This window comes from Herbiconiux sp. VKM Ac-1786, assembly GCF_015350805.1.
Taxonomy (GTDB): domain Bacteria; phylum Actinomycetota; class Actinomycetes; order Actinomycetales; family Microbacteriaceae; genus Herbiconiux.
In genome coordinates this window covers 1,499,496-1,511,677 of sequence record NZ_JADKSG010000001.1, presented here as the reverse complement: position 1 = coordinate 1,511,677, position 12,182 = coordinate 1,499,496, and the positions used below count along the sequence as shown (strand labels likewise).

Genomic DNA, 12,182 nt, shown 5'->3' with positions numbered 1-12,182 from the left:
TGGGTTCTGCGGGGGTGGAGCCGATCAGGGCACCAGCGAGCCGGTCAGCGGCGCGCCCGAGGCCGTGCTGAAGAAGCACTGGAAGACGCGGTCGCCGGCGTCCCAGGCCTCCGCCGTCGCGGGGAAGGATGCCTGCCAGCGCAGGTCGGCCACGTCGGGCACGGCTGCCGTGTTCAGCGCGGTCGGGGCGGTGCAGAGCAGGTTCAGGCGCGACGCCAGGGCCGCCTCACCGGGGTACGCCGTTCCGGCGGCCTCGGGGAAGAGCCCCCGCTGAGTGAGCTGCGCCGGATGCTCGGCGGCGCAGTCGACCACGGTGAACGTCTCGGCCCAGGGCGAGGCGAAGGCGCCGAGGCACTCGCCGCCGAACAGCTCGGTGAACGGATGCTCGCCGGCCGCCGCCGGAGCGGTGGGCGCGGGCGGCAGCGCACCGACGCCCGGGTCGGGCTGAGCATCCGGCGCACCGCTCGCACCCGGCGCAGCCGTCTCGCTCGCGACCGCCGTCTCGCTCGGCACGGCCGTCGCGGCTTCGCCCGCTCCCACGCCGGCGCCGCTCGTCGTGTCTGCGCCCCCGTCGCCCGCCCCGCCGCCCGGCCCACCCTGCCCGACCCGCAGCCCGAGCACGAACAGCCCCACGACCAGCACCGCCGCGAGCAGCACCCCGCCCCCCACCATCAGGCGGGTGCGGCGGCGGCTCGTCGGCGCCATCGGCTACTCCAGCCCGAGGTCGCTCAGGCCGATCGCGTAGTGGTAGGGGTAGCCGGCCTCCTCGATGCGCTCACCGGCACCGGTGTTGCGGTCGACGACCACGGCGACACCCGCGATGATCGCGCCGGCCTTCTCGAGGGCGGCGATGGCGGCGAGGGGAGATCCGCCGGTGGTGGAGGTGTCCTCGAGCACGATCACGCGCTTGCCGGCGACGTCGGGTCCCTCGACCTGGCGGCCGCGGCCGTGGTCCTTCGGCTCCTTGCGCACCACGAAGGCGTCGTACTCGAGCCCGCGGGCGGCGCCCTGGTGCAGCACGGCCGAGGCGATCGGGTCGGCGCCCATGGTGAGCCCGCCGACCGCGGCCACGTCGTGGATCGGCGCGATCAGGTCGAGCATGACCTGCCCGATCAGCGGCGCGACCCGGTGGTCGAGCGACACCTTGCGCAGGTCGACGTAGTAGCTCGCCTTCTTGCCGCTGGTGAGGGTGAAGTCGCCGTGGAACACGGCATCGGCCTTGATGTACTCGATGAGTCTGCTGCGCGCGTCGGTCACCCGCCCAGCCTACCGACCGGGCCGCCGGCCACGCGCCCGTCGGCCGGCCCGTGCGCGTGCCGCCGAGGCTTCGCGCACGCGGGGTAGGTGCCGACCGCTAGACGGGGTCGGCGGCCGGCTGGGGTGCGCGGGCGGCCTCGAGCAAGGTGCGGAGGGACAGCGGCGGGTGCCCGGTGAGGCGTTCGACGTCGGCGGTGGTGCGCGCGAGCTCTCCGGTCGCGATCGCCGTGTAGGTGCTGACCCAGGCGTCGAGCTGCCACGGCGGCGCCCCGTAGGAGGCGCGGGAGGCGTAGGCCTCGTCGATCGTCTCGTCGTGGAAGACGACGGGCCCGCGGCCGCCGAGCTCCGAGACCAGGCCGGCGACCTCTGCGAGCGTCAGCGCCTCGGGCCCCGTCAGCTCGTAGACCGCCCCCGCGTGCGGCGAGGTCGCGCCCGCCCCGCCCGCGTGCAGCTCGCGCAGCACCGCCACCGCCGAGTCGGCCACGTCGGCCCGCGCCACTGCGGCGACCCGCCCGTCCCGCGCCGGCCCGCGGATGACGCCGTCCTCCCCCGCCAGCAGCGGCAGGAAGTCGGCGTAGAAGTTGTCCCGCAGCGCGGTGAAGCCCAGGCCCGATGCGCGCAGCAGCTCCTCCGTCGCGAAGTGGTCTCGCCCCAGTGTGAAGACCGCGTCGGGCGCCGCCCCGAAGAACGAGGTGTAGACGAGATGACGAACTCCGGATGCCCGTGCCGCCTCGATGAACGCGGCGTGCTCCGCGACCCGGTCCGCACTCTCCGCCGCCGAGACCATGAAGACCAGCTCGACCCCCTCGAGCGCACGCCGCACCGCGCCCGTGTCGCCGTAGGACGCCTCGGCGACCTCCACCGGGGCCACGCCCGCGAAGTCCGGTGCCCGGGATGCGTCGCGCACCACGAGGCGCAGCGGGATGCCGGCCGCGTGCAGCTGCTGCGCGACGCGGCCGCCGACGGCGCCGGTCGCGCCCGTGACGGCGACGGGAGTGGGAGAGGTCATGCGCTAATCCTCCGCCCCCGACGCCCGGGAGGCCGGCAGCGCGGCCGTCGGGCGCGCCGACTCGAGCGAGCGCAGCTCCTCGAGCGCGGCGTCCCGCCGCCAGCGCGCGGCCGCCCGGCGCCACCAGCCCGCCGCGTCGAGCTCGCGCTGCGCGTCACGCAGCCGCACCTCGGCCGCGATCAGCAGCGCCTCGTGCTCGAGCGCCGCCTTCTCCGCGGCGCTCGGCTCGTAGAGGCTGCCGCCGTGGTCCTCGGTGGCGACCGCGATCCAGGCGGCGGCCACGAGGGTGACGACGCTGGTCAGCCGGAACCAGAGCAGCAGGGCGATGAAGACCACGAAGGTCGACAGCAGCGGGTTGCGGCTCGCCCCGCCGAGCAGGGTGCTGCCGAGCAGCTGCAGGCCGAGCAGGGCGGCCCCGCCGAGGAGGGTGCCGCCGAGCATCCGTCGCAGTGTCAGTCGGGCGTCGGCCAGGAAGCGGAACAGCACGCCGAGGGCCGCCGCGTCGATGAGGTAGACGACCAGCAGGCTGACCGCGGTGACCAGCGGGCGCGACCAGTCGCGGAAGCCGCCGCCGAGGAAGGAGGTGAACCAGTCCACCGCCGAGGTGCTCGCCACGCTGAGGAACGCCGCCGCGAACAGCACCAGCCCGATCACGAGCGAGACCACGAGGTCGCGCGCCTTCAGCAGGAGGTAGGAGCGGGAGTCGCGGGGCATGCCGAAGATGGTGCGCACGGCGATGCGGGAGTAGGTGATCCAGCCGATGGCGGTCCAGATCAGCACGGGGAGGGCGACGACGCCGGTGATGGTGAGGAGCGAGGTGCTCGACGTGGCGATCATCGAGAGGTCGGCGGGCGAGATGATGCCCTTCTCGCCGATCAGCCGGGGCACGTAGGTGTTGATCAGGACGACCAGCGCATCCATCGTCTCGGGTGACTGCACCAGCCAGATGCCCGCCCCCGCGAAGACGAGGTAGACCGCGGCGAACACCGCGAACAGGGCCTGGTAGCTCATGCCAGAGGAGAGCAGGAAGCCGTTGCCCGCGAGGAAGCGGCGCCAGACGCGGGTGGGGAAGAGGGCGAGGGTCTGCTGGGTGACGTTCGTCACGCGCTCGAGGGGCAGCTCGAAGCGCTGCTCGAGACGGGCACGCAGGGTCTCGTCGTCGTCCCGGCCCGCCATGCCGTCAGCCTACGCGCCGCCGGGCTCGGCATCGCCGGGCGGTAGCGTGGAGGCATGCGTGTTGCGACCTGGAACGTGAACTCGATCCGAGCCCGAGTGGGCCGTGTCGTCGACTGGCTGGTGCGGGAGGACGTCGACGTGCTCGCCATGCAGGAGATCAAGTGCAAGGAGTCGCAGTTCCCGTTCGAGGCCTTCCAGGAGGCGGGCTACGACGTGGTGCTGCACGGCCTGAACCAGTGGAACGGCGTCGCCTTCGCGAGCCGGCTGCCGATGGAGGACGTGGCGAACACCTTCACGGGCATGCCCGGCTTCGGCAAGGCCCTCGACGACGGCTCGCTGCCGCTGGAGGCCCGCGCCCTCGGGGTGACGGTCGACGGCGTGCGCCTGTGGAGTCTCTACGTGCCCAACGGCCGCGCCCTCGGCGACCCGCACTACGAGTACAAGCTGACCTGGCTCCGCGAGCTGGCCACGCAGACGGCCTCCTGGATGTCGGCGCACCCGACGCAGCCGCTCGCCCTGATGGGTGACTGGAACATCGCGCCGCTCGACAGCGACGTCTGGGACATCGGCGTCTTCGCCGAGTCGACCCACGTCTCGGCCCCCGAGCGCGCGGCCTTCGCCGAGTTCGAGCGCATCGGCCTGGCCGACGTCGTGCGCCCCCTCGTGCCCACCGGCTACACCTACTGGGACTACAAGCAGCTGCGCTTCCCGCGCAACGAGGGCATGCGCATCGACTTCGTGATGGGCTCGCAGCCCTTCGCCGACCTGGTGACGGATGCGCGGATCGACCGCAACGAGCGGAAGGGCGATGCCCCCTCCGACCACGTGCCGGTCGTGGTCGACCTCGATCTCGACCTCTCGTCGGAGCTCGCGATCGACGACGACGACCGCCCCATGATCTTCGGCTGAGAGCCGCGATCCCCGGCCGATCCGGAGACATAGAGTGAGCGCATGAGTTCACCCACGGTCGGCGCCGGTTCGCCGCTGGTGCCCGGGCAGCCGTGGCCCGATGCGCCACCGCCCCCGAGCCGCCTGCGGCGGTGGCTGACCGACGGGCTGCAGGACACCGCGGGCCGGCATCCGGGGCCCGGGGCGTCCAAGCCCGAGAAGACCCACTCGTGGTGGCGCGTGATGTGCCTGACCGGCGTCGACTACTTCTCGACCCTCGGCTACCAGCCCGCGATCGCCGCGCTCGCCGCCGGGCTGCTCAGCCCGATCGCGACGATCGTGCTGGTGCTGGTCACCCTGCTCGGCGCCCTGCCGGTCTACCGGCGGGTGGCCCGCGAGAGCTTCAAGGGCGAGGGTTCGATCGCCATGCTCGAGCGGCTGCTGCCCTGGTGGGGCGGCAAGCTCGTGGTTCTGGTGCTGCTCGGCTTCGCCGCCACCGACTTCATGATCACCATCACCCTCTCGGCGGCCGACGCCTCGGCGCACGCCATCGAGAATCCGTTCGCCCCCTCGTGGTTCGAGGGCAACGAGGTGCTGCTCACGCTCGTGCTGGTGCTCGCCCTGGCCGTGGTGTTCCTCCGCGGCTTCAAGGAGGCCATCAACATCGCCGTCGTGCTGGTCGCGGTCTTCCTGCTGCTGAACGCCGTGGTGATCGTCGTCTCGCTCGTGCACGTCGCCGAGAACACGGTCGTGATCGGCAACTGGTGGACGGCGCTGACCGCCCAGCACGGCAACCCGCTCGTCATGGTGGGCATCGCGCTGATCGCCTTCCCGAAGCTCGCGCTCGGGCTCTCGGGCTTCGAGACCGGTGTGGCCGTGATGCCGCAGATCGACGGCGCCCCGGGTGACACGCCCCAGAAGCCCGTGGCGCGCATCCGCGGGGCGAAGCGGCTGCTCACGACGGCGGCCATCACCATGTCGGCGTTCCTCATCACCTCGTCGATCGTGACGACCCTGCTGATCCCGCAGAAGGACTTCGAGTCGGGCGGGCCGGCCAACGGGCGGGCGCTGGCGTACCTGGCGCACCAGTTCCTCGGCGACGGCTTCGGCACGGCGTACGACATCGCCACGATCGCGATCCTCTGGTTCGCCGGCGCCTCGGCCCTGGCCGGGCTGCTGAACCTGGTGCCGCGCTACCTGCCGCGCTACGGCATGGCCCCGCACTGGGCCGCGGCCGTTCGCCCCCTGGTGCTCGTGTTCGCGGCGATCGCCGTGGTCATCACCCTCGTCTTCCAGGCCGACGTCGACGCCCAGGCCGGCGCCTACGCCACGGGCGTGCTGGTGCTGATCACCTCGGCCTCGGTGGCCGTCACGCTCTCGGCCGCGCGCAAGAAGCAGCGGGCGGCGGCCATCGGCTTCGGCGCCATCGCGGTCGTCTTCCTCTACACGACCGTCGCGAACATCATCGAACGGCCCGACGGTGTGCGCATCGCGGGGCTGTTCATCCTCGGCATCATCGTGGTCTCGATCGTGTCGCGCGTGCATCGCTCGTTCCAGCTGCGGGCCACCTCGGTGACCCTCGACGCCATGGCGCTCGACTTCGTGCTGAGCGACGCCGACGAGTACGACTCCATCCGCATCATCGCGAACGAGCCCGACGACGGCTCGGCCGAGGAGTACCGCCAGAAGATCAGCGAGGAGCGGCGCGACAGCGGCATCCCGATGCGCTCGCCCGTGATCTTCCTCGAGGTCTACCCCTCCGACTCCTCCGACTTCGAGGAGGACCTGCTGGTGCGCGGCGAGGCCGTGCACGGCTACCGGGTGCTGCGTGTGACCAGCGGCAACATCCCGAACACGATCGCCACGGTGCTGCTCGAGATCCGCGACCTGACGGGCGTCGTGCCCGGCATCTACTTCGAGTGGACCGAGGGCAGCCCCATCTCCAACATGTTCAAGTACCTCGTCACGGGCACGGGCGAGGTCGCTCCGGTGACCCGTGAGGTGCTGCGCCGGGCCGAGCACGACCGGCGCCATCGGCCCGAGGTGCATGTCAGCTGAGGCCGGGTGGGGGTTCCGGATGCTCGGGGGGCGGCTCGCGCATCCGGAAGCTTTAAGGCACGCCGGGTGTTGAATGGAGCATGTCCACGAAGACTCTGACCATTGACAACCACGACGAGACGGTCGCCGACGGCATCGTCCTGATCGACTTCTGGGCCGACTGGTGCGGCCCGTGCAAGCAGTTCGCGCCCGTCTTCGAGAAGGCGTCCGAGGCGAACAGCGACATCACCTTCGCGAAGGTCGACACGGAAGACCAGCAGCAGCTGGCCGCGAGCTACGGCATCACCTCGATCCCGACGCTGGTCGGCTACCGCGACGGCATCCCGATCTTCGCGCAGCCCGGAGCCCTGCCCGGCCAGGTGCTCGACGACGTGATCGCCCAGGTGCGCGCGCTCGACATGGAGGCCGTGAAGAAGGACTACGCCGAGGCCGTGGCTAAGCAGCAGGCCGGCGAGCAGCCGGTCGGCGAGTAGCCGCACCGCTGGAACGACGAAGGGCCCCTACCTCGCGGTGGGGGCCCTTCGTGTTATCGGTGCCGGCTCTACGCGGCCTGCTGCTCGGCCTCGACGGCGTCGAGCGAGGCGGCGAAGGCGTTGATGAACTCCTCGAGCTGGGCGACGATCTCGGCGTCGTCCTTCGGGTGGGTCTCGGCGAAGCGCACGACCGAGTTGGGCACCGAGAGGGTGGGCTCGATGACCTTCGCGCCCGCGATGCCGAGGGCCTTGCGGGCCTCGTCCTGGGCCCAGACGCCGCCGTACTGGCCGAACGCGGTGCCGATCACGGCGACGGGCTTGCCGACGATGGCGCCGGTGCCGAAGGGGCGCGACGACCAGTCGATGGCGTTCTTGAGGTTGGCGGGCATGGTGCCGTTGTGCTCGGGGGTGACGACGAGCACGGCGTCGGCGGCGGCCACGGCCTCGCGGAAGGCGACGACGGAGGCGGGCAGGGTGCCCTCGACGTCGATGTCCTCGTTGTAGAGGGGCAGCTCGCGGTGCTGGTCGGAGATGGCGAGCTCGATGCCCTCGGGGGCGAGATCGACGGCGGCCTCGGCCAGCTGACGGTTGGTGGAGGCGGCACGAAGGCTGCCGACGAGGACGAGGACGGACTTCTGGGTCATGATGTCTCCTGGAGTGGATAGGGCAGGCTGATGCCCGCGGTCACGGGGTACAACCGGACTCTGGTCCGTTTATTCCCGGATGCCCCGTGCTACAGTCCGGGCATGGATCCGATCGGCGCCCCACCCGGCGCGCTGACCCCCACGATCGGGCCCCTCGCCCCCGAGCGGTCGGACGCGGCGCGCAACCGCGAGCTGCTGCTCTCGACGGCCCGGCGCCTGATCGACGCCGAGGGCGTCGGCTCGCTCACGATGGACGGTCTCGCCGCGGCCTGCGGCGTCGGCAAGGGCACGATCTTCCGCCGCTTCGGCTCCCGGGCCGGACTGTTCCAGGCACTGGTCGACGAGTCGGAGCGCACCTTCCAGGCGGGCTTCCTGAGCGGACCGCCGCCCCTCGGCCCCGGCGCACCGCCGATCGAGCGCCTCGTGGCGTTCGGGCGGGAACGGCTCGCCACCGCCGCGGGCCAGGTGCCGCTGCTGCGCGCCGCCGAGCGCCCGGCGGCCGAGCGCTACGCCGTGCCGGCCCGCCGCCTGGCGGCGACGCACATCCGCGGGCTGCTCACGCAGGCCGCGGTCGAGGGCGACCTGCCGGCGCTGTCGTTCGACCTGCTCGCGATCCTCGACGCGGTGGTCTGGCTGCCCGACGAGGACCTGACGCTCATGCTCCCGCGGATCGCGGACTCGTGGGAGCACATCGTGCGCCGCCTGGCCTGAGCGGCGGCACGAGCACCGAGCGCCCGGGTGCAGACTGGGCCCATGGCCTCTTCCGCCCCCACCGCCACCCTCGCCGGCTGGGCGCGCAGCCCCTTCAGCGCGGTCGGAATCACCCACGACTGCTACGAGAAGGGCGCGGGCCCGGGCGTCGTGCTCATCCTGGAGCTCCCCGGCATGACGCCCGAAGTGCTCGGACTCGCCCAGCACCTCGTCGACGAGGGTTTCACCGTGGTGGTGCCGTCTCCGTTCGGGGTGCCGGAACGGGCATCCTCGCCCGGCTACGTGCTCGGCACCGTGGCGCGGCTGTGCGTCAGCGCAGAGCTCCGGGCCTTCGCGGTCGACGCGAAACGCCCGATCACGGCCTGGCTGCGCGCGGTCGCGGCGGACCTCGCCGGCCGCACCCCCGCATCCGGAGTCGGCGTGATCGGCATGTGCTTCACCGGCGGCTTCGCCCTTGCCACGGCGGTCGACGACAGCGTGCTCGCCTCGGTGGTCAGCCAGCCGGCTGCGCCGTTCCCGCTCGGGCGGGCGCGGCAGGCCGACCCCTCGATGTCGCGAAACGAGCTGGCCCGCGTGGCCGAGCGCTCGCGCGAGACCCCGTTCTGCGCGATCGGCCTGCGCTTCTCCGAGGACCGCAACGCTCCTCGCGCCCGCTTCGACACCCTCGCCGCGGCACTCGGCGACCGCTTCGAGGTGATCGAGCTCGACTCCTCGCCCGGCAACGCCGGCGGCTTCTCGAAGACGGCCCACTCGGTGCTGACGAGCGAGGTGCGCGACGTGTCCGGGCACCCGGCGCTCGTGGCCCGGGAGCGCGTGGTGCGCTTCCTGCGCGAGCAGCTGACGTAGTCGACGCCGCGCGGGCATGGTGGACTTGACGCATGCGCAATCGGGTCGTGTTCACCACCGGGGTCTCGGGATCGGGCAAGTCGACGATCGGCGTTCTGCTCGCCGACCGGCTCGGCTGGGCCTTCGTCGACGCCGACGACCTGCACCCGGAGGCGAACGTCGAGAAGATGGCGGCGGGCATCCCGCTGACCGACGACGACCGCTGGCCGTGGCTGCGCGCGGTCGGGGCGGCCGCCGCCTCGGGTGTCGAGCAGGCGGATGCGGCCGGCACCGCAGGCACCTCCGGCGAGCCCGCCGGCGTCGTCGTCGCGTGCTCGGCCCTGCGCCGCGTCTACCGCGACGTGCTGCGCGAGGCCGATCCGGGGGCAGTGTTCGTGCAGCTCGTCGGATCGGCCGAGCTGATCGGCGACCGACTGCGCGCCCGGCAGCATCACTTCATGCCCGCGACGCTGCTCGGCTCGCAGCTGGCGACGCTCGAGCCGCTCGGCGCCGACGAGGCGGGCCTCGCCGTCGTCGTCTCGGCGGGGCCGGAGACGGTCGTCGCCGAGATCATCTCGGGTCTCACCCTGACGTAGATAAACGAGCATTCATCAGCTGTTTCTGATAGAATCTCAGCATGAGTTCAGTCGCCCGCCTCCTGGAGATCGCCGCCGAGGTCTGCGGCCGTTCCGGCGCGGGTCTGGCTGGTCTGGGCGACGATGAGCTGCTCGAAACGATGGCCGCCTACGAGGCCATCGGCCGGGCGGTGTCGGCGCAGCAGGTGCGGTGTGCGGGTGAGGTCGGGGTGCGGTCGCGCACCGAGCTCGGCGACGAAGGGTTGAGCCGGTCGCAGAACTTCACCACCCCGGTCGCGCTCGTTGCGAAGGTCACCGGTGCGTCGGCGCGGGCGTGCAAGGCGCGGCTCGAGCTGGGGCGGAAGCTTCGCGGGTCGGTGCTGCTGGGTGGGGGCGAGGGCCCGGCGCCGTTCCCGGTGGTCGCCCGCGGGTTGGATGAGGGCGTGCTCGGCGTCGAAGCCGCGGCGAGCATCGTCGGGCGGTGCACCGAACTGGCCGATCTCGGCTGCTCGGCCGATGTCGTGGCGACGGCCGAGCAGACCCTCGTCGACGAGACCATCGCGTGCCGGCTGTCGGCCGACGAGACCGCCAAGCTCGCCATCCACCTGCGCGAGGTGCTCGACCCCGACGGCGCCGAACCGCGCGACGAAGTGCTGCAGATGCAGCGATCACTCACGATCACGCAATCGGCGGATGGGATGTATCGGGGGAAGTTCGCGCTCACCCCCGAGCAGGGCGGAGTGTGGTTCTCGAGCATCCGGGCGATGCAGAGCCCACGAGTGACGAGGCCGCGGTTCGTCGATGGGGACGAGTACGTGACTGCCGATGGCCGCACTCAGGCGCAGAAGAACGCCGACACGGTGACCGAACTCATCGCCCGCGCCGCTGCCGCGGATGACATGCCTCGCATCAACGGCGCTACCACCGTGAATGTGCACATGACGCTCGACGATCTCGAGAAGGGCCGGGGCGTCGGGTGGATCGATGGCATCGACCAGCCCGTTCCCGCCTCGACCGTGGCGCAGTTGCGGTGCTCGTCACCGGTCGCGGCGACACTGTTCGGCGACAAGGGCGAGATCCTCTACCACGGCAAGGCCAAGCGGCTCTTCACCGCAGCGCAAAACCGGGCCCTCGCCGCCCGCGACGGCGGGTGCGTGTGGCCCAGTTGCGACCGGCCACCCTCGTTCTGCGAGACACATCACGCGAACGAGTGGGTCTCGGACGATCATCCGCCCGGCAGAACCGACATCGACAACGGCGTGCTTCTCTGCCACTTCCACCATTCCCACCTGCACAAATCACCATGGAGACTGACCATGCAAGGCGGGGTGCCCCACCTGATTCCGCCGAGATGGGTGGACACGGAACAGAAGCCGATCCCGACCACCCGCCGACGCACCATCCACCGACCCGCCGCTTAGCCGACCACCGCATCCCGAGGGCAAGCGCGAAGCGCGCGGCAGCACACCCGGCTGCCGCGCGCTGACGCGCTTGCCCGAGATGGGTATGGCTGGGTCGGAGAGTGGCTAGGGCGATTCGAGAGGCAGGCTGCGACGCGAGACCCGCGGCAGCACGACCCACAGCGCCAGCACGATCACGAGCACCACCGCCCCCACGACGATCCCCGCCACGCGCCCGAGCACGAAGTCGAAGATCAGCAGCGCCGTGCCCGCGAGCGTGATCGCCACCCCGATCATCGTGAACTGCAGGATGCGGTCGGTCAGGTGCACGATGCGATCCTTCGCGCGCATCCGGAACAGGGCCCGGTGCAGACTCACCGGGGCGAGCCCGAAGACCGTCGTGAGGATCGAGGCGACCACGAGGCACAGGTAGACCGCCCGCTGGTAGTCGTCGAGGTCCTCGAAGCGCGACTGGAAGGCGGCCGCGAGCAGGAAGCCCGTGAGGATCTGCGTGCCCGTCTGGATGACCCGCAGCTCCTGCAGCATCTCGTTCCAGTTGCGGTCGAGGCGCTCGTTCTCGCTCTCGTCGCGCCCGTCGCCCGGGCTGGCGTCGACATCACTCATGGAATGTATCTACCACGGCCCGCCCGCGCCGTCATGCCCGTGGCGGCAGTGGCACGAGTGAGACGTCGCGCAGCACCCCGTCGTCGGCGACCGCCGTCATCATCGTGCAGACGGGCTGACGGCGCCGGTCGGTCGGCGACCCAGGGTTGAGCAGGCGCAGCCCGCCGGGTGCGGTGCTGTCCCACGGGATGTGGCTGTGCCCGAACACCAGCACGTCGGTCTCGGGGAACGCCTGCTCCATCCGCAGCTCCCGCCGCTCGCGCGCCCCGGTCTCGTGGATCATCGCGAACCGCAGCCCCTCGAGCTCCACCCGCGCGATCTCGGGCAGCCGCGCCCTCAGCCCCGCGCCGTCGTTGTTGCCCCACACCCCGACGAGCCGCGCAGCCCGCTCCGAGAGCGCGTCGAGCGTCGCCTCGTCGACCCAGTCCCCCGCGTGGAACACGACGTCGGCGGAGTCGACCGCCCGCCACACCTCGTCCGGCAGCACCTTGGCCCGCTTGGGCAGATGGGTGTCGGCGAGCAGCAGCAGTCGCGTGGGCATG

General features: G+C 71.8%; 14 protein-coding genes. 7 read left to right on the top strand and 7 right to left on the bottom strand.

Going from position 1 to position 12,182, the window contains the following annotated elements; translation table 11 throughout:
- Positions 1–24: 24 nt before the first annotated feature.
- The 4 genes from ITJ64_RS07530 to ITJ64_RS07515 all read right to left on the bottom strand — a co-directional run bounded on the left by ITJ64_RS07530 (position 25) and on the right by ITJ64_RS07515 (position 3,442).
- Positions 25–705, bottom strand: coding sequence for a septum formation family protein (locus ITJ64_RS07530; RefSeq protein WP_194680052.1), 681 nt, complete (start codon positions 703–705; stop codon positions 25–27).
- 3 nt (positions 706–708) lie between these two features.
- Positions 709–1,257, bottom strand: a complete 549-nt coding sequence (pyrE, locus tag ITJ64_RS07525; protein ID WP_194680051.1) for an orotate phosphoribosyltransferase — start codon at positions 1,255–1,257, stop codon at positions 709–711.
- A 97-nt stretch (positions 1,258–1,354) separates the two neighbouring features.
- Complete coding sequence (locus ITJ64_RS07520) at positions 1,355–2,266, bottom strand: SDR family oxidoreductase (RefSeq protein WP_194680050.1); 912 nt, start codon at positions 2,264–2,266, stop codon at positions 1,355–1,357.
- Between the two features lie 3 nt (positions 2,267–2,269).
- Positions 2,270–3,442 carry a YihY/virulence factor BrkB family protein gene (locus ITJ64_RS07515; RefSeq protein WP_194680049.1) on the bottom strand — a complete coding sequence of 391 codons (1,173 nt, stop codon included), beginning with the start codon at positions 3,440–3,442 and terminating at the stop codon, positions 2,270–2,272.
- A gap of 54 nt (positions 3,443–3,496) precedes the next feature.
- Here ITJ64_RS07515 and ITJ64_RS07510 point away from each other — a divergent pair, with 54 nt between their 5' ends.
- The 3 genes from ITJ64_RS07510 (at position 3,497) to trxA (ending at position 6,861) form a co-directional block, all read left to right on the top strand.
- Positions 3,497–4,351, top strand: coding sequence for an exodeoxyribonuclease III (locus tag ITJ64_RS07510; RefSeq protein WP_194680048.1), 855 nt, complete (start codon positions 3,497–3,499; stop codon positions 4,349–4,351).
- A gap of 42 nt (positions 4,352–4,393) precedes the next feature.
- A complete protein-coding gene (locus ITJ64_RS07505; RefSeq protein ID WP_370545081.1) occupies positions 4,394–6,388 on the top strand; it encodes an amino acid transporter in 1,995 nt (664 codons plus the stop codon).
- Between the two features lie 80 nt (positions 6,389–6,468).
- Positions 6,469–6,861, top strand: a complete 393-nt coding sequence (trxA, locus tag ITJ64_RS07500) for a thioredoxin (RefSeq protein ID WP_173182203.1) — start codon at positions 6,469–6,471, stop codon at positions 6,859–6,861.
- Between the two features lie 68 nt (positions 6,862–6,929).
- Here the strand turns inward: trxA and ITJ64_RS07495 are convergent, their stop codons facing one another.
- On the bottom strand, positions 6,930–7,505 hold the full coding sequence (locus tag ITJ64_RS07495; protein WP_194680047.1) for an NADPH-dependent FMN reductase: 576 nt from the start codon (positions 7,503–7,505) through the stop codon (positions 6,930–6,932).
- A gap of 102 nt (positions 7,506–7,607) precedes the next feature.
- Here ITJ64_RS07495 and ITJ64_RS07490 point away from each other — a divergent pair, with 102 nt between their 5' ends.
- The 4 genes from ITJ64_RS07490 to ITJ64_RS07475 are packed head-to-tail and all read left to right on the top strand — an operon-like array spanning position 7,608 to position 11,037.
- Complete coding sequence (locus tag ITJ64_RS07490; protein ID WP_194680046.1) at positions 7,608–8,216, top strand: TetR/AcrR family transcriptional regulator; 609 nt, start codon at positions 7,608–7,610, stop codon at positions 8,214–8,216.
- A gap of 42 nt (positions 8,217–8,258) precedes the next feature.
- Complete coding sequence (locus tag ITJ64_RS07485; RefSeq protein ID WP_194680045.1) at positions 8,259–9,062, top strand: dienelactone hydrolase family protein; 804 nt, start codon at positions 8,259–8,261, stop codon at positions 9,060–9,062.
- Positions 9,063–9,094: 32 nt separating this feature from the next.
- Positions 9,095–9,637, top strand: a complete 543-nt coding sequence (locus ITJ64_RS07480) for a gluconokinase (RefSeq protein ID WP_194680044.1) — start codon at positions 9,095–9,097, stop codon at positions 9,635–9,637.
- Between the two features lie 41 nt (positions 9,638–9,678).
- Positions 9,679–11,037, top strand: a complete 1,359-nt coding sequence (locus ITJ64_RS07475; protein ID WP_194680043.1) for an HNH endonuclease signature motif containing protein — start codon at positions 9,679–9,681, stop codon at positions 11,035–11,037.
- Positions 11,038–11,142: 105 nt separating this feature from the next.
- Here the strand turns inward: ITJ64_RS07475 and ITJ64_RS07470 are convergent, their stop codons facing one another.
- Complete coding sequence (locus ITJ64_RS07470; RefSeq protein ID WP_194680042.1) at positions 11,143–11,640, bottom strand: DUF6328 family protein; 498 nt, start codon at positions 11,638–11,640, stop codon at positions 11,143–11,145.
- Between the two features lie 31 nt (positions 11,641–11,671).
- On the bottom strand, positions 11,672–12,181 hold the full coding sequence (locus ITJ64_RS07465; RefSeq protein WP_194680041.1) for a metallophosphoesterase: 510 nt from the start codon (positions 12,179–12,181) through the stop codon (positions 11,672–11,674).
- Position 12,182 lies beyond the last annotated feature (1 nt).

Coding starts and splice junctions, on each gene's coding strand:
- ITJ64_RS07480 (WP_194680044.1), top strand. CDS start 9,095: ATGCGCAATCGGGTCGTGTTCACCACCGGGGTCTCGGGATCGGGCAAG.
- ITJ64_RS07485 (WP_194680045.1), top strand. CDS start 8,259: ATGGCCTCTTCCGCCCCCACCGCCACCCTCGCCGGCTGGGCGCGCAGC.
- ITJ64_RS07470 (WP_194680042.1), bottom strand. CDS start 11,640: ATGAGTGATGTCGACGCCAGCCCGGGCGACGGGCGCGACGAGAGCGAG.
- ITJ64_RS07495 (WP_194680047.1), bottom strand. CDS start 7,505: ATGACCCAGAAGTCCGTCCTCGTCCTCGTCGGCAGCCTTCGTGCCGCC.
- ITJ64_RS07515 (WP_194680049.1), bottom strand. CDS start 3,442: ATGGCGGGCCGGGACGACGACGAGACCCTGCGTGCCCGTCTCGAGCAG.
- ITJ64_RS07530 (WP_194680052.1), bottom strand. CDS start 705: ATGGCGCCGACGAGCCGCCGCCGCACCCGCCTGATGGTGGGGGGCGGG.
- ITJ64_RS07475 (WP_194680043.1), top strand. CDS start 9,679: ATGAGTTCAGTCGCCCGCCTCCTGGAGATCGCCGCCGAGGTCTGCGGC.
- trxA (WP_173182203.1), top strand. CDS start 6,469: ATGTCCACGAAGACTCTGACCATTGACAACCACGACGAGACGGTCGCC.
- ITJ64_RS07520 (WP_194680050.1), bottom strand. CDS start 2,266: ATGACCTCTCCCACTCCCGTCGCCGTCACGGGCGCGACCGGCGCCGTC.
- ITJ64_RS07465 (WP_194680041.1), bottom strand. CDS start 12,181: ATGCCCACGCGACTGCTGCTGCTCGCCGACACCCATCTGCCCAAGCGG.
- ITJ64_RS07505 (WP_370545081.1), top strand. CDS start 4,394: ATGAGTTCACCCACGGTCGGCGCCGGTTCGCCGCTGGTGCCCGGGCAG.
- ITJ64_RS07510 (WP_194680048.1), top strand. CDS start 3,497: ATGCGTGTTGCGACCTGGAACGTGAACTCGATCCGAGCCCGAGTGGGC.
- ITJ64_RS07490 (WP_194680046.1), top strand. CDS start 7,608: ATGGATCCGATCGGCGCCCCACCCGGCGCGCTGACCCCCACGATCGGG.